Annotated in this window: 19 protein-coding genes; 17 read left to right on the top strand and 2 right to left on the bottom strand. The window is 35.7% G+C overall.

The annotated features are described in order from the left end of the window. The first annotated feature begins 6 nt into the window (after nucleotides 1-6). The 17 genes from rpmF (at nucleotide 7) to HRU49_RS08335 (ending at nucleotide 16279) form a co-directional block, all read left to right on the top strand. Nucleotides 7-207 (top strand): 50S ribosomal protein L32, encoded by a 201-nt coding sequence (gene rpmF / locus HRU49_RS08415; RefSeq protein ID WP_296356104.1) that lies wholly within the window; start codon nucleotides 7-9, stop codon nucleotides 205-207. A 177-nt stretch (nucleotides 208-384) separates the two neighbouring features. Continuing rightward, on the top strand, nucleotides 385-1380 hold the full coding sequence (locus tag HRU49_RS08410; RefSeq protein ID WP_296356102.1) for a beta-ketoacyl-ACP synthase III: 996 nt from the start codon (nucleotides 385-387) through the stop codon (nucleotides 1378-1380). Nucleotides 1381-1412: 32 nt separating this feature from the next. Next, nucleotides 1413-1895 carry an acetyl-CoA carboxylase biotin carboxyl carrier protein gene (gene accB, locus HRU49_RS08405; protein ID WP_296356100.1) on the top strand — a complete coding sequence of 161 codons (483 nt, stop codon included), beginning with the start codon at nucleotides 1413-1415 and terminating at the stop codon, nucleotides 1893-1895. Between the two features lie 83 nt (nucleotides 1896-1978). Beyond that, the gene (gene accC / locus HRU49_RS08400) at nucleotides 1979-3328 is read left to right on the top strand and encodes an acetyl-CoA carboxylase biotin carboxylase subunit (protein ID WP_296356098.1); all 1350 of its coding nucleotides are present in this window, start codon (nucleotides 1979-1981) and stop codon (nucleotides 3326-3328) included. A gap of 118 nt (nucleotides 3329-3446) precedes the next feature. Beyond that, complete coding sequence (locus tag HRU49_RS08395; protein ID WP_296356096.1) at nucleotides 3447-5510, top strand: M43 family zinc metalloprotease; 2064 nt, start codon at nucleotides 3447-3449, stop codon at nucleotides 5508-5510. A gap of 54 nt (nucleotides 5511-5564) precedes the next feature. Next, the gene (locus HRU49_RS08390; protein ID WP_296356094.1) at nucleotides 5565-6680 is read left to right on the top strand and encodes an FAD-dependent oxidoreductase; all 1116 of its coding nucleotides are present in this window, start codon (nucleotides 5565-5567) and stop codon (nucleotides 6678-6680) included. Continuing rightward, nucleotides 6677-7126: a 3-oxoacyl-ACP synthase gene (locus HRU49_RS08385; RefSeq protein WP_296356092.1), complete on the top strand. Its 450-nt coding sequence runs from the start codon at nucleotides 6677-6679 to the stop codon at nucleotides 7124-7126. Before HRU49_RS08390 ends, HRU49_RS08385 begins: the two co-directional genes overlap by 4 nt. A 62-nt stretch (nucleotides 7127-7188) precedes the next feature. Continuing rightward, nucleotides 7189-7704, top strand: a complete 516-nt coding sequence (locus HRU49_RS08380; RefSeq protein WP_296356090.1) for a YceI family protein — start codon at nucleotides 7189-7191, stop codon at nucleotides 7702-7704. Beyond that, a complete protein-coding gene (locus HRU49_RS08375) occupies nucleotides 7701-8834 on the top strand; it encodes an NAD(P)/FAD-dependent oxidoreductase (protein WP_296356088.1) in 1134 nt (377 codons plus the stop codon). The genes HRU49_RS08380 and HRU49_RS08375 overlap by 4 nt, the downstream gene beginning before the upstream one ends. After that, on the top strand, nucleotides 8831-9541 hold the full coding sequence (locus HRU49_RS08370; RefSeq protein ID WP_296356087.1) for a methyltransferase domain-containing protein: 711 nt from the start codon (nucleotides 8831-8833) through the stop codon (nucleotides 9539-9541). The genes HRU49_RS08375 and HRU49_RS08370 overlap by 4 nt, the downstream gene beginning before the upstream one ends. Beyond that, entirely contained in the window at nucleotides 9542-10594 is a 1053-nt protein-coding gene (locus tag HRU49_RS08365; protein WP_296356085.1) for a type III polyketide synthase, read from the top strand. A 1-nt stretch (nucleotide 10595) separates the two neighbouring features. Continuing rightward, nucleotides 10596-11390, top strand: a complete 795-nt coding sequence (locus tag HRU49_RS08360; protein WP_296356083.1) for an SDR family oxidoreductase — start codon at nucleotides 10596-10598, stop codon at nucleotides 11388-11390. A gap of 1 nt (nucleotide 11391) precedes the next feature. After that, nucleotides 11392-11829, top strand: coding sequence for a hydroxymyristoyl-ACP dehydratase (locus HRU49_RS08355; protein ID WP_296356081.1), 438 nt, complete (start codon nucleotides 11392-11394; stop codon nucleotides 11827-11829). After that, nucleotides 11826-13100, top strand: coding sequence for a beta-ketoacyl-[acyl-carrier-protein] synthase family protein (locus tag HRU49_RS08350; RefSeq protein ID WP_296356079.1), 1275 nt, complete (start codon nucleotides 11826-11828; stop codon nucleotides 13098-13100). The genes HRU49_RS08355 and HRU49_RS08350 overlap by 4 nt, the downstream gene beginning before the upstream one ends. A gap of 112 nt (nucleotides 13101-13212) precedes the next feature. Further along, nucleotides 13213-13464, top strand: coding sequence for a phosphopantetheine-binding protein (locus HRU49_RS08345; RefSeq protein ID WP_296356077.1), 252 nt, complete (start codon nucleotides 13213-13215; stop codon nucleotides 13462-13464). After that, nucleotides 13464-14024: a 4'-phosphopantetheinyl transferase superfamily protein gene (locus HRU49_RS08340; RefSeq protein WP_296356076.1), complete on the top strand. Its 561-nt coding sequence runs from the start codon at nucleotides 13464-13466 to the stop codon at nucleotides 14022-14024. The genes HRU49_RS08345 and HRU49_RS08340 overlap by 1 nt, the downstream gene beginning before the upstream one ends. 2 nt (nucleotides 14025-14026) lie before the next feature. Further along, nucleotides 14027-16279, top strand: a complete 2253-nt coding sequence (locus tag HRU49_RS08335) for an MMPL family transporter (RefSeq protein ID WP_296356074.1) — start codon at nucleotides 14027-14029, stop codon at nucleotides 16277-16279. A 6-nt stretch (nucleotides 16280-16285) separates the two neighbouring features. Here HRU49_RS08335 and HRU49_RS08330 read toward each other — a convergent pair whose 3' ends face one another. Both HRU49_RS08330 and HRU49_RS08325 read right to left on the bottom strand, forming a co-directional pair. Then, a complete protein-coding gene (locus HRU49_RS08330; RefSeq protein WP_296356071.1) occupies nucleotides 16286-17197 on the bottom strand; it encodes an ABC transporter ATP-binding protein in 912 nt (303 codons plus the stop codon). A 68-nt stretch (nucleotides 17198-17265) separates the two neighbouring features. Further along, nucleotides 17266-19663: FG-GAP-like repeat-containing protein (locus HRU49_RS08325; protein WP_296356069.1), on the bottom strand; the 2398-nt coding region annotated here is incomplete at its 5' end.

Below are 19663 nucleotides of genomic sequence, written 5' to 3'. Positions count from 1 at the left end.
TTAAAAATGGCACATCCTAAACGTAAAATATCAAGAACAAGAAGAGATAAAAGAAGAACTCATTACAAGGCGTCTGTACCTCAAATAGCAACTTGCCCTACGACTGGCGAGCCGCATTTATACCACAGAGCTCACTGGCATGATGGCAAACTATATTACAGAGGTCAGGTGCTTATCGACAACTCGGAAGAAGAAAATTTGGCATAACTATTATGCAAGCATATAATTAAGCGCTCACTTGTGAGCGTTTTTTTTGTTTTAATTTTCTGAATAAGGCAAAAACCACTTAATTTGCATAATTATTTGCCAAAAAATGCTGAAAATGGTAAAAAACGATAGATTTTTGCCATTTTTCAATACTTTTAATAAATCTAAAAGCTAATAATGAGTAAAATCACAGCGGCAATTACAGCTGTAGGAGGTTATCTTCCCGACTTTGTTTTATCTAACAAAGTTCTTGAAACCATGGTAGACACAAACGATGAGTGGATTACCACGCGAACAGGAATTAAAGAACGTAGAATCCTGAAGGAAGAAGGAAAAGGAACGTCATTTTTAGCTATAAAAGCAGCACAAGACTTAATTCAAAAATCAGGTGTTGACCCTAAAGAAATCGATTTGGTTATCGTTTCTACGGCAACCCCAGACATGAAAGCCGCTTCTACTGCGGCCTACACAGCAACCCAAATAGGTGCTGTTAATGCGTTCTCATATGATTTGGAAGCTGCGTGTTCTAGTTTTTTGTTTGGCATGTCAACAGCAGCGGCCTATATTGAATCTGGACGTTATAAAAAAATTCTCTTAATAGGAGCCGACAAGAATTCATCTTTCATAAACTATAAAGATAGAGCCACCTGTATCATATTTGGTGATGGTGGTGGTGCTGTTTTATTTGAGCCAAATGAAGAAGGGTTAGGCCTACAAGATGAACTCTTAAGAAGTAACGGTGAAGGAAGAGAATTTCTTCGTGCGCAATATGGCGGGTCTTCTTATCCAATTAATGAACATACATTTGATGAGGGAAAGCACTATGTTTTTCAAGACGGAAGAACCGTGTTTAAAAACGCCGTATTCAATATGGCTGATGTTGCTGAGAGAATTTTAAAACGAAATAATCTAACCAATAACGATATTGCATGGTTAGCTGCTCATCAGGCCAATAAGCGTATTATAGATGCAACAGCCAATAGAATAAATTTAGAAGATGAAAAGGTAATGATGAATATTGAGAAGTATGGTAACACCACATCAGCTACCTTACCTTTATTATTAAATGACTACGAAAAACAACTAAAGAAGGGCGATAATATTATTTTCGCAGCATTTGGCGGTGGTTTTACTTGGGGCTCAATTTACTTTAAATGGGCTTATAATTCTTAAACTAAAAACTAACTAACAAAAATCTAAACACTATGGATTTAAAAGAAATTCAGAACTTAATAAAGTTTGTTGCCAAATCTGGCGCAAGTGAAGTTAAGTTAGAAATGGATGATGTTAAAATTACAATTAGAACAGGTTCTGATAGTGAAACAACAATAGTACAGCAAGTGCCAATGCAGGCTGCCGCACCAGTTGTTCAACAACACATCCCTGCACCAGCGGCAGCAGCACCGGCTGAGCCTATACCTGCAGCACCAGCCGTAGATGATTCTAAATATGTAACAATAAAGTCACCAATTATTGGTACTTTCTATCGTAAGCCTTCACCTGACAAACCAGTATTTGTTGAGGTAGGAACTGAAGTTAAAGAAGGCGACGTGCTTTGCGTAATTGAAGCAATGAAGTTATTTAATGAAATAGAGTCAGAGGTGTCAGGCAAAATCGTTAAGGTTTTAGTTGATGATTCTTCTCCTGTAGAATTTGACCAACCATTATTTTTGGTTGATCCTTCATAACAATTGAAAATTCCAATCCACAAATCCCAAAACCCAATTATTGGAATTTGGTGCTTGGAAATTGAATTTTTAAAATAGTAGTTATGTTTAAAAAGATACTAATTGCCAATAGAGGTGAGATAGCACTGCGTGTTATAAGAACCTGTAAAGAAATGGGTATTAAGACAGTTGCGGTTTATTCTACTGCAGATGCTGATAGTTTACATGTAAAATTTGCTGATGAAGCGGTTTGCATTGGTCCAGCGCCAAGTAGTGAATCATATCTCAAAATATCAAATATTATTGCTGCAGCAGAAATCACTAATGCTGACGGTATTCACCCAGGCTATGGATTTTTATCTGAGAATGCAAAATTCTCTAAAATTTGTGAAGAACACGGTATTAAGTTTATCGGAGCTTCGGAAGAGATGATTTCAAAGATGGGAGATAAGGCCACTGCTAAAGCAACAATGAAGGCAGCAGGAGTTCCTTGTGTGCCTGGAAGTGATGGCATTATTGCAGATTTCGAAGAGTGTGAAAAACTAGCAGTTGAAGTTGGTTATCCCGTAATGCTAAAAGCAACTGCTGGTGGTGGTGGTAAAGGTATGCGCGCCGTATGGAAACCAGAAGATTTAAAGTCAGCTTGGGATTCTGCAAGACAAGAGTCGAAAGCAGCATTTGGCAACGATGACATGTACATGGAGAAACTCATTGAAGAACCAAGACATATCGAAATTCAAGTTGTCGGTGACTCGAGAGGGAAAGCATGTCATTTATCAGAGCGTGATTGTTCTGTACAGAGACGACACCAAAAGTTAACAGAGGAAGTTCCGTCGCCATTCATGACAGAAGAGCTTAGAGATAAAATGGGTAAAGCTGCGGTTAAAGCTGCTGAATTTATTAATTATGAAGGTGCAGGAACTGTTGAGTTTTTGGTAGATAAACACAGAAATTTCTACTTCATGGAGATGAACACTCGTATTCAAGTGGAGCACCCAATTACGGAACAGGTTATTGATTTTGACTTGATTCGTGAGCAGATTTTAGTGGCTGCCGGAGTTCCTATTTCAGGTAAAAATTACACTCCAAATCTTCATTCGATTGAGTGTAGGATTAATGCTGAAGATCCATTTAATGACTTTAGACCCTCTCCAGGAAAAATCACAACATTACATGCTCCAGGAGGTCATGGTGTAAGACTAGACACTCATGTATATGCTGGCTATAGTATTCCTCCAAACTACGATTCAATGATTGCAAAATTGATTACAACAGCACAAACTAGAGAAGAAGCTATTAACAAAATGAAGCGTGCTCTAGATGAGTTTGTAATTGAAGGTATTAAAACGACAATTCCCTTCCATAGGCAATTGATGGATCATCCTGATTACTTAGCAGGTAATTACACCACTAAGTTTATGGAAGATTTTGAAATCCAACCAGAAGAAGATTAACCGTAAGGACCCAGGCTTTCAGCTTGGGTTTTTTATTGCTCGTCTTTTATTTATAAGTATTCCTCAAGTTTTTGTAATATTTAACTTAAATTTGGACTTCACAAAATAATTAATTCCCATGAAAAATTTCCCCTTATGGCTTGGCCTTGCCGTATTTTTTTCCTTTGCCTCTATTAGCGCCTTTTCACAAGAACGTTGTGCTATGGAAGCCTATATGGAAGAAATGATGCAAGATCCAGAATATGTTAGACAATATGAAGAAAACCAAAGAGCTTTTAAAAAAAGGCTCGCAGAACGTTTAAATAATAGCGAATTTATGCAGCGTGGAGGAACTATAGAAATTCCTGTTGCAGTTCATTTTCCTGAAGCTTCAGAAGCAGAAAGATCCTGTCTTGAGGCTTTAGCTCAAAATCAAATAGACATACTTAATGCAGATTACTCTGCGACTAATGCAGACATTTCTTCCTGGAATGCTGTGAGTGCTCAATTTCCTGGTACAACGGCTGGAGTTGCAAATATTCAATTTTGTATAGCAACATCTAATCATCCCACAGGGTTAGATCCAGAATTGTTGGAAGGTAATCCGTGTATAACAATAGGCTACAATTTCGGTGGTGGAAATAATATAGATGGAAATTGGAGTGGCTATCTTAATTTTGTTATTAGAAATATTGGAGCATTAGGTTTTTCACCTCTTGGCGGAAGTGTTGCGGCAGGTCAAGCTGTAACAATGGATAATAATGCTTTTGGTTCTGGTGTTGGATGTACTTCTGTTGTGCCAAGCGCACCATATAATTTAGGAAGAACAACTACTCACGAGTTGGGTCATTTTTTTAATTTACGACATACATTTAACGGTGACGGGGGCGGTGTTTGTGGTGGAGCTGGAGATGGTATTGCTGATACTCCAGAAGTTGCGAATAGCACATACGGATGCCCTTCTCCTTTATCAGTAAACTCATGTACCTTTGGACAGCCGGCTTTGATTATGAATTACATGGATTATGTTAATGATGCCTGTATGTATATGTTTAGCCAAGGCCAAATGACTGTGGCCGAGGCTTGGGTGAATATTTTGGAAACATCATTTAAACCCAATGTTTGTCAACCTGCAACTCCAGGCTTTAATTTGGCCGCAACAAGTGATACGGAATTATTGACCTGTCCAACAACAGATACAGAGGCGATTTATAATTTCTCTTATACAACAACTTTAGGTTTTTCTGAAACGACGACCTTTAGCGCAACTGGATTACCAGCGGGTGCAACAACTACATTTAGTCCTACATCCTTAAATTCAGATGGTACCTTTTCACTGACCATTGGTAATCTTGGTGCAACAGCTCTAGGAACATATAACATTACTGTAACCGCAACATCTACACCATCAGGTGTGGAAGAAACTATAGATGTTGTATTAAACAATAATTGTACTGAAATTGTTTGTACTGATTATCCATCTACATCAGGTGATTTACCATTGACTATTACTGATGGTCTACCAGGTGGTGGCGTAGGAACACCTGTTGCGAGCACAATTTTAAATATTCCCGATTCAGGATTAATTGAAAGTATGACTGTGACAGTTGATATTACTCATACATATGTTCAGGATTTGGTTTTACAACTCGTACATCCAGACGGTACAACATTTATGAATCTTTGGGCTCAAGATTGTGGTTCTGAAAATAATTTAACCAATATTACGTTCGATGACAATGCTAGTCCTTACTCTTGTCCTGGGGGAACTACAACTAATATTGAAAACTTAACTATTGCCCCTAATGGTTCCTTAAGTACATTTACTGGTCTAGATGCTCAGGGTGATTGGACTTTATTTGTGTTGGATACGTATCAGGCTGATACAGGACAATTAAATGCCTGGTCAATTGAAATTTGTACAGAGCAGGCCTTAAGTGTAACAGATTTTGAATTAAGTGATTTACGAGTTTATCCAAACCCAAATAATGGATCATTTAATGTAGGGTTTAGCCCTAAATCAGGAGAAGATATTTCAATTGAAGTATATGACATCAGAGGTCGTGCTCTATATTCTAAAACATATGGTTCTGTAAGTCGATTTGATGAAGTGATTCAATTGAACAATGCAGACTCAGGAGTATATCTACTGAGTATAGCTGACGGATCACAAAAAGTGACTAAGAAAATTGTAGTGAAATAATGCCTTGCATAATGAAATAAAAGCTCCTAAATTTTAGGAGCTTTTTTTATTAAGATGAATTTATCATACTGGGAAATAAAAACTTGGCTAACTGATATTGACTTTACCATTATCGGAAGCGGAATCGTTGGCTTAAACACGGCGTTAGAATTACGAAACAACTATCCTAAGGCTAAGATCTTGATATTAGAAAAAGGGATGTTACCTCAGGGTGCTAGCACCAAAAACGCAGGGTTTGCATGTTTTGGTAGTTTAAGTGAGATTATTGACGATTTAGAACAGCATACACCAGCACAAGTCTTAAGCCTTGTAGAAAGGCGTATAAGAGGATTAGCTTTATTAAGAGAAATAGTAGGTGACGTAAACTTAGATTTTAAGAATTATGGTGGCTATGAGCTGTTTCTAAAGGAAAATGACGCACTTTACCAAAAATGTTTGGAATCGAAGGATAGAATAAACAAACTTTTAAAGCCATTGTTTGGGGAAGATGTGTTTTCATTTAAAGACAATAGTTTTGGATTTAGTCATGTCACAAATAAACTGGGATTTAATCAATACGAGGGTCAGATAGATACAGGAAAAATGATGTTGTCCTTACTTAAAAAGACTTTAGATGCAGATATAAGAATATTAAACAATTTTAAGGTTGAACACATAGAAGAAGAGTCTGATTCTGCTACTATTGTTTCTAAACATTATCAGTTTAAGTCGTCTAAGGTATTTATTGCTACTAATGGCTTTGCTGCTCAACTCTTACATGAAGATGTTAAACCCGCTAGAGCACAGGTCTTAATTACTAAACCAATTCAAAATTTAAAAATAAAGGGCTCTTTCCATTTAGATAGAGGGTACTATTATTTCAGAAATATTGATAATAGAGTGCTATTTGGAGGAGGTCGGAATTTAGATTTTAAAGGCGAAGAAACCACAGAATTTGGTGAAACAAAACTAATACAGGATAAGCTAGAGGAACTATTGAAGACGACCATTATTCCTGACCAAAAGTTTGAAGTTGATTATACGTGGTCTGGTATTATGGGCGTAGGAAACCAAAAAGAATCTATAGTTAAACCGCTAAGTAAAAATGTATTTTGTGGTGTAAGACTAGGCGGAATGGGTGTTGCTATAGGTAGTATAGTGGGTAAGGATTTGGCAAATTTAATTGAATGAATTTAAAGCAAAAGCTCTTTAACTTAACTCGAGAAATCCTGAACGAGAGACTGAAAGTTGTTCAAACTACTATTTTAGATATTCAAACCGCTTTACTTTCGGAGACTAAGAGTTCTGCGGGTGACAAACACGAAACAGGTAGGGCTATGGCGCAATTAGAACGAGAAAAAGCGGGACAGCAATTAGCGGAAATTCAAAAACAATTTGAAGTTTTAAATAAGATTAACCCTAATCAAGAGCATCACATAGTTGCCCTTGGAAGTATTGTATTCACCAAAAAAGCTAATTATTTTATAAGTACAAGTGTTGGTGAGTTACAACATAAGAATATAAGATTTTATGCTATTTCTATGGCATCACCTATTGCAGGACTATTGGTCGGTAAAACCATTAACGAATCCTATTTATTTCGAAATGAAGAAATAACAATCACAAAAATTATTTAAAAAGAAGTAATTCCTTCAGATACTTCAAAAACTATTGTAATTTAACAAGTAAAAGAAGTGTCGTGGTTCGTTCGATTCAAATTTTAATAATTCTATTTTCTTTTTTTGGAACAGCTCAAAACACCAATTCTATTGATTTTGTCATTAGAAACCTAGGAATTAATGTTGATGGTCATTTTAATACTTTTGAAATAGATACTAAATTCAATACTAACGGCGATTTGGTTTCAATTTATGGTAAGATTGACGTAAAATCCATTAAAACTGGAATTGATAGTAGAGACGAACATTTACTAGAGGAAGACTATTTTAATGAAACCAAGTTTAAACACATCACACTTCAAAGCACATCAATTACTAAGAGTTCGGAGAATAACTATAGAGTATCAGCGAAGCTGTCAATAAAGGGAAAAACTAAGGAAATCAAAATTCTAGTTTTAGTCAAAACCACTGGGAACAGGAAGTTGATTAGATCTTCTTTTGAGATTAATAGACGGGATTTTGATGTAGGTGGAAGTAGTTTTGTAATGAGTAAAACTGTAAAAATACAAGTTAAATATTATCAAAATTTACCATGACTTTAAGGTCCGTTGATGTGGTTGTAATTGGTGGTGGTTTGGCTGGTTTGTGCTGTGCCATCCATCTCTCAAAGCATCAATTTAGTGTGGTCTTAATCGAGAAGAACCACTATCCAAAACACAAGGTTTGCGGCGAGTACGTGTCAAACGAAGTGTTGCCTTATTTAGATTATCTAGGATTCAACCCGTTTTCGCATGGTGCAAAATCCATAACGGAGTTTGAGCTTACGACTCACAATAACAAAAGCATTTCTACCAAATTACCATTGGGCGGTTTTGGGATAAGTCGTTTTAAAATGGACTATGAACTTTATTTACTTGCTCAAAATTCTGGTGTAAAAGTGATTCACGACACAGTGATTGATGTTCAATTTGAGGAAGATAATTTTACAACTGCATTAAAATTAGGCGAATCTATTTCATCGAAACTTGTGGTTGGAGCTTTTGGAAAACGCTCAAATCTTGATATTCATTTTAAGCGAAATTTTATTAAAAAGAAGTCGCCATATCTCGGAGTAAAAGTACATGCCAAAGGTGAATTTCCAGACGATAAAGTTGCATTGCATAATTTTAAAGGGGGCTATTGTGGCGTGTCTAAGGTTGAAGATAATCATATAAATCTTTGTTATATTACAAGCTATAATGCTTTTAAGACCTATAAAGGTATCGATCAGTTTCAAAAATCTGTCGTATTTAAAAACAGAGCACTAAGCCATATTTTTAAGCAAACAGACCAAGTATTTGACAATCCTTTAACAATCAGCCAGATTTCGTTCGCAACTAAAAAACCTGTCGAAAATCACATACTTATGTGTGGAGATTCAGCAGGAATGATTCACCCACTTTGTGGAAACGGTATGGGAATGGCCATACGCAGTGCTAAACTGGTGTCAGATGTAATGATTGATTTTTTGAATCATAAAATTTCAACACGTCAAAGACTGGAAGTTGCCTATACAAAGTCATGGAAAAAGACATTTGGACTAAGACTTAAAGTAGGACACAGTATCGCTTATTTATTCAGGCAAGATTGGTTGGCGCCAAAATTACTCGTACTTTTAAGAGGCTTACCATTTCTAATACCTCAAATTATAAGAATGACACATGGTAAACCAATTAAAATGGAATGAGTTTATTTATTGACACAACATACCGGAGCAATGCCACTGAGATAATGGACGATTTTTCTATGAAAGGTGAGCTGTTGCGAGACACACTAGATAAACTTGGAAAAATCAATAAGTGGTTGGGAGGAAACCATGTTACCATAGATGGTGTAAAACAACTTTTAAATAACCAGCACAAAACAAAAACCTATACCATACTTGATCTTGGATGTGGCCATGGCGATATGTTAAGGCTTTTAGCAGATTACGGAAGAAGTTATGGTTTTAAGTTCAATCTTATTGGTATAGATGCTAATGAAGATGCTGTAGCCTATGCACAGGAATTGTCTACGGATTATAGCGAGTTAAGCTTTCAACATCTCGATATTTTTTCTAAAGAATTTAAAAGTTTAGATTTTGATATAGCCCTATCTACACTCTTATTACATCACTTTAAGAGCGATGATATTAAAAGATTATTGAACGAATTAATTTCAAAAGCAAGTATTGGTATTGTCGTAAACGATTTGCATCGCAGTAAATTAGCCTACGGATTATTCAAGTTATTAGGTTTGGTTATTTCTAACGATATGATTGTGCAAGATGGCTTAACATCAATTCTAAGAGCCTTTAAGCGAAAAGACCTAGAAAGCTACTCAAATCAATTACAACTCAAATCACAAATCAGTTGGAAATGGGCATTTCGATTCCAATGGTTAATAAGAACTTAAATGGCTGTAAGAATTACAACGGTTGCAAAGCAACTACCAAAATATACTAGAGAGACCAAAGACATCCTTCCATTTGTTGCACTTTGGCTAGAAGGGCAAGATGAACGTTTTATACGTAAAGTTTTGAAAATCTTTGAGAATGCGGCAGTTGACAAGCGTTATTCTATTATGGATGCTGAAGAGGTTTTCTTAAAAACATCTTTTGAGGATAAAAACGCTATTTATGAGCGGGAATGTGTAAAGTTGGCTGAACAAAGCTTAGTCAAGGCTTTGAATAAGGCAAACTTACAATCTACAGATATTGACTATATTATTACCGTTTCTTGTACTGGTATTATGATACCATCTTTAGACGCTTTTCTAATAAACAGCCTAAAGATGAAGCAAGATATTGTACGCTTACCAGTTACTGAAATGGGTTGTGCCGCGGGTGTTTCTGGAATTATATATGCTAAGAACTTTTTAAAGGCTAACCGTAATAAAAGGGCTGCAGTTATTGCTGTAGAATCGCCAACAGCAACATTTCAATTAGAGGATTACTCTATGGTAAATATTGTAAGCGCTGCAATTTTTGGAGATGGTTGCGCCAGTGTTATTTTGTCTTCTCACGAAGATGAACAAGGTCCTGAAATTTTAGACGAGGCCATGTATCATTTCTATGATGCGGCTCATATGATGGGTTTTAAATTGCGAAATTCTGGCCTTCAAATGGTATTAGATCAGTCCGTACCACAGACTATTGCAGACCATTTTCCAAAAATTATTCATCCCTTTTTAGAACAGAATCATTTAACAATCGAAGACATTAATCATTTAGTATTTCATCCAGGTGGTAAAAAAATAGTACAGACTGTTGAAGATTTATTTGGAGATTTAGGGAAAAATATTGACGATACAAAAGAGGTATTGCGTCTATATGGCAATATGAGTAGTGCCACGGTTCTTTATGTTTTAGAACGGTTTATGGATAGAGATTTACCAAAAGGCGATAAGGGTTTAATGCTAAGCTTTGGTCCTGGATTTTCGGCACAGCGCATTTTATTAGAATGGTAATATGAAAGAATTTATAGAAAGAAATGAATGGGCTCTAATTTTAGGCGGCAGTAGTGGTCTTGGTTTGGCAACGGCTAAAAAACTAGCTCAACATGGCCTCAATATTTGCATTGTACATCGTAATCCTAGATTGCATCAGGAAGCTATTGCTAAAGAATTTGAAATCATTAAACAAGAAGGTGTTCAATTTCAATCCTTTAATGTTGATGCGTTTAAGCCAGACATTCGAAACCAAGTTATTAATGAATTGAAAGTATTGTTTGGAGAGACTCATAAAATCAAAACCTTAGTTCATAGTGTTGCTAAAGGCAATTTAAAACCCATGGTGTCTGATGAAAATAATGAACTTAAAACCGATGATTTCATGCTTACGATTCAAGCTATGGGTATAAGTTTATATGATTGGTTTAAATCGGTTTTTAATACGCGTTTATTTTCAAAGGATGCACGTATTATTAGTTTCACAAGCGAAGGAAATTCTAAGGCCTTGCAAAACTATGCCGCTGTTTCTGCAGCAAAAGTTACCCTTGAGGCCATTACAAGAAACATTGCTCTTGAGTTTGCACCACATGGAGTTAAAGCCAATTGTATTCAAGCTGGTGTTACAGACACAACCTCGCTGAGACTAATACCTGGAAGTGATAAAATTATAGCACAAAGTGAAAAGCGTAATCCTAACAAACGTTTAACGACGCCTGAGGATGTGGCTAATGCTGTTTATTTATTAATTAAGGATGAAGCTTCCTGGATTACAGGAGCGATTATTCCTGTAGATGGAGGTGAACATTTAAGATAATATGACTACAGAAGAACTCATTGATCTTTTACCATACCAAGACCCATTTCTTTTTGTAGACGAGATCGATGTGATTTCTGAAAATGCCGTTACGGGAAGTTATACTTTCAAGGAAGATGCCTTTTTTTATGAAGGACATTTTAAAAACAATCCAATCACACCTGGTGTTATACTCACAGAATGTATGGCACAAATCGGATTGGTATGTCTAGGTATTTATTTATTAGCAGATGAATTAAATAGTTCTAAACAACCACAAATAGCTTTAACCGCAAATCAAATGGATTTTTATTTACCCGTTTTGCCAGGTGAAAAAGTTACAGTAGTTTCTGAGAAAGTGGTGTTTCGGTTTAACAAATTAAAATGCAAAGTCAAAATGCTGAACAGTAAGGGAGGTTTAGTCGCACGAGGATTAATATCAGGAATGTTGAAGGTATGACGAAACGTGTTGTCATTACAGGTCTAGGTGTAGTTGCGCCAAATGGTGTGGGAATTGAAGCCTTTACAAGGGCTCTTAAAGATGGAACCTCAGGTATTTCATACCACCAAGAACTCAAGGACTTAAAGTTTTCATGTCAGATAGGAGGTATTCCCCCAGTTTCAGACGAATTAAAATCAAAGTATTTTACAGATCTACAATTACGTGGGTTTAATAGTTCTGGTATTTTATACGGATGCATTTCTGGAATTGACGCCTGGAAAGATGCTGGTTTTATTTTAAATAGAGACTCGAAACTGGACTATGACACAGGTCTCATCTTTGGAACGGGCACTTCAGGTGTGGAGAAATTTCGCGAAGCTATTTACAAATTAGATGACGGAAATGTAAGACGTTTAGGTAGTACAGTGGTATTACAAACCATGGCAAGTGGTGTTAGTGCGTATCTCAGTGGCATACTGGGATTAGGTAATCAGGTCACTACAAATTCGTCCGCGTGTTCTACGGGAACAGAGGCTTTATTATTGGGCTATGACAGAATACAAAATGGGAAAGCCAAGCGCATGTTAGTGGGAAGTTGCAGTGATCATGGTCCATATGTTTGGGGAGGTTTCGATGCTATGCGTGTTATGACTTATAAACATAATATGGAACCAGAGAAAGGGTCGCGACCAATGAGTGCTACAGCATCAGGATTTGTACCTGGTAGTGGCGCAGGCGCATTGGTTCTTGAATCTCTTGAAAGTGCTTTAGAACGCGGTGCTAAGATATATGCCGAGGTATTGGGTGGTGAAGTAAATTCTGGAGGACAGCGTAATGGAGGTACCTTAACAGCACCTAATGCCGAAGCCGTGAAGCGATGTATTTCTAAAGCTGTAGAGAATGCGAAAATTTCTAATGTCGAAGTTGATGTTATCAATGGACATCTTACTGCAACAACTAAAGATGCATTGGAAATTCAAAATTGGTCTGATGCCTTAAATAGAAGTGGTGAAGACTTTCCATATATAAACTCAACAAAGTCTTTAGTTGGCCATTGTTTGGCAGCTGCTGGTGCTATAGAATGTGTAGCAAGTATAATTCAGCTTAAAGAACAGTTTATTGCACCTAGCATCAATTGTGAAGATTTGCATCCCGACATTGAGAAATGGCTACACAGAGATAAGATACTACAGACAGCACAACAGTATGATTTTAATATAATTGCCAAGGCAAGTTTTGGCTTTGGAGATGTTAATGCTTGTATTTTATTTAAGCGATTTATAGCGTAACTTTACGACTAGTATCATTTGCTATGCTCATGTGTCACGCTGAGCTTTTTGAAATGTAACTGAAGCTTTTATAAAATTTAAATCAGATTTCTGTTTTCAGAATATTAATGCCATGACTAAAGACGACTTAATTGCTAAATTAAAAATTATTGTTGCACCGTACGTTCAAGACGAGGCTGCCTTCAAAACCCTTTCAGAAGATACAGATTTTGTAAGTGACCTAAAGATTAACTCAGCTAATTTGGTTGATATTATTTTAGATATTGAGGATGAGTTTGATATTCGTCTCGAAAATGAGGACATGGAACAAATGCTCGATGTTAAATCTGCAATGGCTATCGTAACAGCTAAACTGAATGGTTAATGGTAGGGAATGATATCATAGATATTGAATTAGCCAAATCACAATCAAACTGGACACGCGCAAGATATTTAGATAAATTATTCACTAAAGAAGAACAGGAATATATTATAACCGCTACTAATCCTTCAATAATGGTTTGGGCCTTATGGAGTATGAAGGAAGCTGCCTATAAACTTTATACACAATTACATCCAAGTCGATTTTATAATCCAAAATCATTTAACTGTAAACTTCAACAACCTCATCAAGTAATTTATAAAGATTTTCATTGCTATGTAAATACTCAAATTACTTCAGACTACGTTTTATCAGAAGCCCGTTTAGACAATTGTGATATGAACTCTATGGTAATTGAATTCCATACGCAAGCAAGTCAAAGTCATAGTCAGATTTTACATGAAAAACTGATTGATGTCATGTCTAATAGAAGCCATTACGATAGAACACCATTAGTACTACAAAAAGACTCATTTGGGATTCCAAAAATAAAGTATGGCCAAGAAGAAATTAATATAAGTTTATCTCATCATGGTAGATTCGGCACATATACATTCATATAAATATGGAAAGATTGAAAACACTTATACAATTTATTATAAAGTTTAGAATAGGCATTATTGCTATACTTGCCATTTTAATGGGTGTTTCTGGGTATCAAACGGCTACCAAGTTAAGTGTGGATAATTCATTAGGAATTTGGTTTTTAGAGGACGATCCAAGTTACAAGGCATATATTGATTTTCAGGAAAACTTTGGTTCTGACGAAATTTTCATTGTTATGCTTCCTGTGAATAACGCCATTGGTGAAGTAGAGGTTAACACTTTAAAAGTGTTACATCAAGATATTGAATCCTTACCTTATGTAAAAACTACGTTTAGTATTGCTAAGGCTAAATACCCCAATTACGCGAATGATAAAATTGTTTTCAGAGAATTTTATAGTTCAGAACGCAGTGATAAGGGCCTAAAGAACCTTTTCTCAAAACTACCCAATATCACTTCTCAATTAGTTACCAAGGATTACAAGAATCAATTTTTTTACATCCAAATGAATCCCACTCCAAATATTGAGGAGAAACGTCAGGATATTGAAGGCGACATTCGTTCAATTATAGAAATGAATTATGGGACGTATTATATAACTGGTCCTCCCGTTCTTAACGAGGCTTACAGCAAGGGTATTTATAAAGAAAGTTTAGTTTTTGGGGTGCTCACGGTTTTAGTTATTACGCTGATGCTACTATTTTTGCTCCCAAGTAAGCGTTACCTCATAGTGTCCTTATTATCGGTAGCAGTGCCAGTAAGTTTATTGTTTGGATTAATATCAAGCCTGGGATATGCCTTAAATATGATTTCTATGCTTATTCCCACCATCCTTATGGTGTATAGCGTTAGCGATGCTGTTCATGTTATTAATATATACCATAAAGAGGGTCTAAAGAACAAAGATTTATCAAAGGTTGAGCTATTAGCAATGACCATAACAAAGAGCTTTACACCTTGTTTTTATACCACTCTAACCACATTTGTAGGATATTTTGCCCTATACCTTTCTCCGCTTCCTGCATTCAAAAACATGGGGGTTTTTACTTGTATTGGTTTACTCCTAAGTTTCATTTTAGTTTATGTCATTACCATTATTGGATTTAGTTTTATGAATTTTAAGTTTGATAAAGCACAGCCTTTGTTACAATTAAAATGGATCAGCCAAACGGGAGCGATATGTTGGCTAAATAAATGTACCTCACGATATACAAATTCAATAATCATTGGATTTACATTAGTTTTATTATTTGGTATATACTCTGTCTTTAAGGTAAAAATTGATACGAATTCTAGAGATCTGTTGGCTGAAGGTTCTGCAAAGCAAGATTTAAGAACTGTGGAGGTGGAGCTAGGGGGAAGTAATCGATTACAACTTAATATTTCTTCTAAAGATGGAAGTACAGTTTTAAATCGAGGAGTCATTAAGCAGTTTGAGGAGTTTCAGAGAAAGTTGCAAGCCAATAAATTTATATCCAACCCTGTTTCAGTTGTCAACTTTAAAGCATTTTTAGAAAAACGAACTCCGGTTTTATTTCAGTCAAACCTCAATGAAAAGAAGCTTAAAAGTACGTTTGCTCAGGTAGAAAATGAGGATAATAACTTCTTTAAGTTATTTTCTAAGGACTTAAATACCGCAGGGTTTACCCTCACATTGAGAGAAATGAAAACTTCAGAATTAGAGCAGGTTTTAGAAGACATAGAGCAGGTATTTAAGACAACCCTAGATACTAAAAAGTATCAATTAAAAATAAATGGTTTTGCAGTGGTCTTTGCACAGCTCAATAATTTTATTTTAGAAACTCAGTTTAAGTCTTTTTTTGCTGCATTTTTTGTAGCGTTTATGTGTTTGTTAATATTTATTAAACGCTTAAGAACAACACTTTTAGTTCTCATTCCAAATATATTACCATTAGCACTATTGGCTATTTTAATGAGTTTGTTGGATATTCCTTTAGATGTTTCGACAGCTATGATTACACCAATTATGTTAGGTATTGCTATGGATGACACCATTCATTTAGTATATAAATATAGACGAAGCAAGACTTTATCTGGCTCACCCGAAGAGCGCATGGATAAAGCAATGCATTACACGGGTAGCGCATTATTTTCTACAACCATTGCTTTGGTAGGTGGTTTTTTAATTATTGCTTCAAGTGCAACACCATCAGTCACTGACTTCGGGATTTTGTGCGCTGTTACTGTAGCCATTGCATTAATAACAGATGTCTTTTATTTGCCTGCACTATTGAAGAAATTTGATAAATAATAATTTTTACGAAACAATTTTAAAAGGAATCTCTAGTCCTTTTTCAATTTTTTTATCGTGTTCTATGAAAATAGTTTGATTGTTATAATTAGCTTCAATCATCCAATTTTGACCATTAAAATACGACGATACAACTGTTGCCTTAAAGTCTGAATGATCTGTAATTTGTAATTGGTGCGCGTAAAATATATCATTTTTAATTAGAGAATATTCACCAAAGAACGAGGCTATCAATGGAGATTTTGGGTTGTTGAATAAATTTTTAGGGGTGTCTTTTGCAACTACCTTTTTATTATCTAATACAATCATCTGATCTGCAAATCCCAAAACATCGTTTTTATCATGAGATGCAACTAAACACGTTATATTTTTACCTTTTAAATAATTGAATACACTTCTTCTAAGTGATTGTTTTTTAAAATTATCGATATGGCTAAAAGGCTCATCTAGCAAAAGTATTTCAGGCTCCTTTGCTAATGCTCTTGCAATGGCAACACGTTGTTTTTGCCCACCGCTGAGATGTTTTACTTTAGTTTGAGCAAAGGCTTCTAACTCAACAACACTTATAAGTGCTTTAGTGCGTTCTTTTTTTTCTTCTGGGTAAAAACGAGAGAGAAATTTTCCAATATTCTCTTCAACAGTAGTATAAGGCATTAGATCAAATTCTTGGGACACATACTTCATAAAATCGTAGCCGATTATTAAATTAAATTTTGGACCCAGAATTTTTGTGTCTTTCCATAATATTTCCCCCTCCTCTAAATCGTATTCACCATAAATCAACTTCAACAAGGTGCTTTTACCAGAACCGCTTTCACCAATAATAGCCAGATTCTCGCCAGTATTAACATTGAAATTTAACTGATTAAGGACCTCAGTTTTAGCATATCCAAAAGAGAGATTTTTTATTTGAAGCATAGGCAAAAATACCATAAAAAAACCGCTTGAGTCATCAAGCGGTTTCAATATTAAGTTGAATTAAAATCTTATTTCCTAATAAATTTTCGTCTGACGCTTTTTCCGTTTGATTCTATTCTAAGGAAATAAACTCCACTTTGAAGGCTAGAAACATTAAGCTCGTTGTTTAAGAGTTGTTGATTGTAAACTTTTTTACCCGTAATGTCAAATACAGTTGCTATTTTTTGAGTAAGACTTGTTGCTGTTTTTATAACCAAAACATCATCAACTGGATTAGGATAAATAGATAAATCAGCCAAGGCCTCATCTTCAATACTCAATGGAGCAGATCCTTCAATAATGTTGTGTGTAGTATTAATACTTGGATTCACAACTTCATCAATAACACCTGATGGCCAATAAATTCTTATAGAAGTAATAGAAGTATTTGTTCCTATTCCAAAATGCGTAGTTAAAGAGCTCATAAACTCAAACCCTTCTCCACTTCTAACATCTCTAATTTGAGAACCAGAGGCAGTTGTTAATACAACTCTTGCTCCAATACCATTTATATTGCTGTAATTAGGGGTAATATGCCCCATTCCAATAGTATTTATTTTTACCCAATTGTTACTATTTCCTTGGTTATAATAAATGTTCCCGTTGTAATACGCATCAATAAAACCATCATTATTTAAATCACCAAAACTTCCATTTTTATAATCAATTTGATTTGGATCTGCATCCTCAAAAGTCATATCACCATTTCCATACATTATAGATCCATTACTTATAATATCTAGATTACCATCATTATCAATATCAAAACTCGAGCTTTCCCAACCCGTTGGGGCAGATATTCCTGCACCACTAGTTTCATCGGTAAACATCCAGTCGTTGTTTGGATTTCCATCATCGCTGAAGCCATTGTTTTCCATTAATTTATGTGTTCCAGAACTTGCTCCAACAAAGACATCCATATCACCGTCATTGTCAAAATCTCCCCAAGAAGAAGACCAAGTTTGCATTGGGTCGGCTAGGCCAATATCTGCAGCATTTTCAGTGAACGTACCATCCCCATTATTAGTGTACATAATATTTGTTCTTCGTTCCTCAGAACCTCCGCATTTTGCTACAAATAAATCAACATTTCCATCATTGTTATAATCGATCCAAATCGACCCATAATCACCACCAGACGGGAAATTTCCGAGCTCATAAGGTGCCCCTGGTGTAATATCGGATTGATAATAGGTAAAATTACCAGAACCGTCATTAATAAAGTAGACATTGGGCTCAACATCATGGCAAACAAAGGCGTCTAAATTTCCGTCATTGTTAATATCAATGAAATTAGACCGTTGTGAAAACACATAATCTGTGGTTGAATATTTAGTAAAGCTTGAGCCATCATTACTTGCTTTCATAAAAGTAACTCCACTTCCTGCACCATACAATAAATCTGTTTTACCATTCGCGTCAAAATCTGCCGCAGCCATACTCCATGTTGGCAGATAGTCTGCATTTGGTGTAGCTACATTAATATTGGTAAATGATCCATCAGGATTTTGCTGCTTTATATTAATATTTGTTGAAGATACTCCTACAATGTCGTCTAAGAAATCTCCATTCATGTCTACAATTGCTAAATCATATCCACCAACAGAAATAGGTTGTTGCGTAAAGTTAATTCTTGATGGCGTTTGTGTTGTGAAGGTAAAAGCTCCACTATAATTCGAAGTTTCACCTGTGCAAATAGATTGCACATAAAAGTCATAGCTTGTGCTTGAAGAAAGTCCTGTCAAATTATATGAAGTACTTGAAAGATTAGCAACTAAATTTCCAGTTCCTAGAATAAATCCAGTTGGTCCCCATTCTAGATTCCATTCTGTAGCAATTCCATTTTCAGTCCAGTTTAAGTTTGCAGAATCTAAACCAACTGTAGCGTTCAAGTTATTCGGTGAAGGACAACTAGCACCTTCTTCGATACAAATGTCAGCAGAACCAGATTGTTGATCCCTCCAAATAACTGCATAATAGGTTTGGCCTGGCGTTAGCCCTCCAATTAACCCTGAATTATCACCTGAATTAAATCCATTATTGGTACAATTAGATACAGATGCTCCACCGCAAGAGTCATAAACTTCTAAACCTATGCCACTGGCAGCACCGCTAAAATTGAATACTACGGAACCAATAGTTGGAGCAGTAAAACTTAAAAAGAAACCATAATTTCCAACAGCGTCACAAGTAGGGTTTTCGTTATTAGCATCAATATCTGTAGCAATAGAAAAGTCGAACGATGTTGGTGTAGCAACACTACAATCTGATTCCACATTTATACTTAAAGCCGATCCGCATGTGCCACCAGCCGCGGCAGTAACAAAACTAAAAGGGCCTGCAAAAGTAGATAGATCACCTCCGCCACAATCTGATGGAACAAAAAACTCATAAGCGACACCTTGAGTAAGTCCAGACAGATTATAA

Source organism: Winogradskyella sp. (genome assembly GCF_013213975.1).
Classification (GTDB): Bacteria; Bacteroidota; Bacteroidia; order Flavobacteriales; family Flavobacteriaceae; genus Winogradskyella.
Note: the sequence above shows the minus strand (reverse complement) of the source record. Positions and strands in the feature narration are given on the sequence as shown.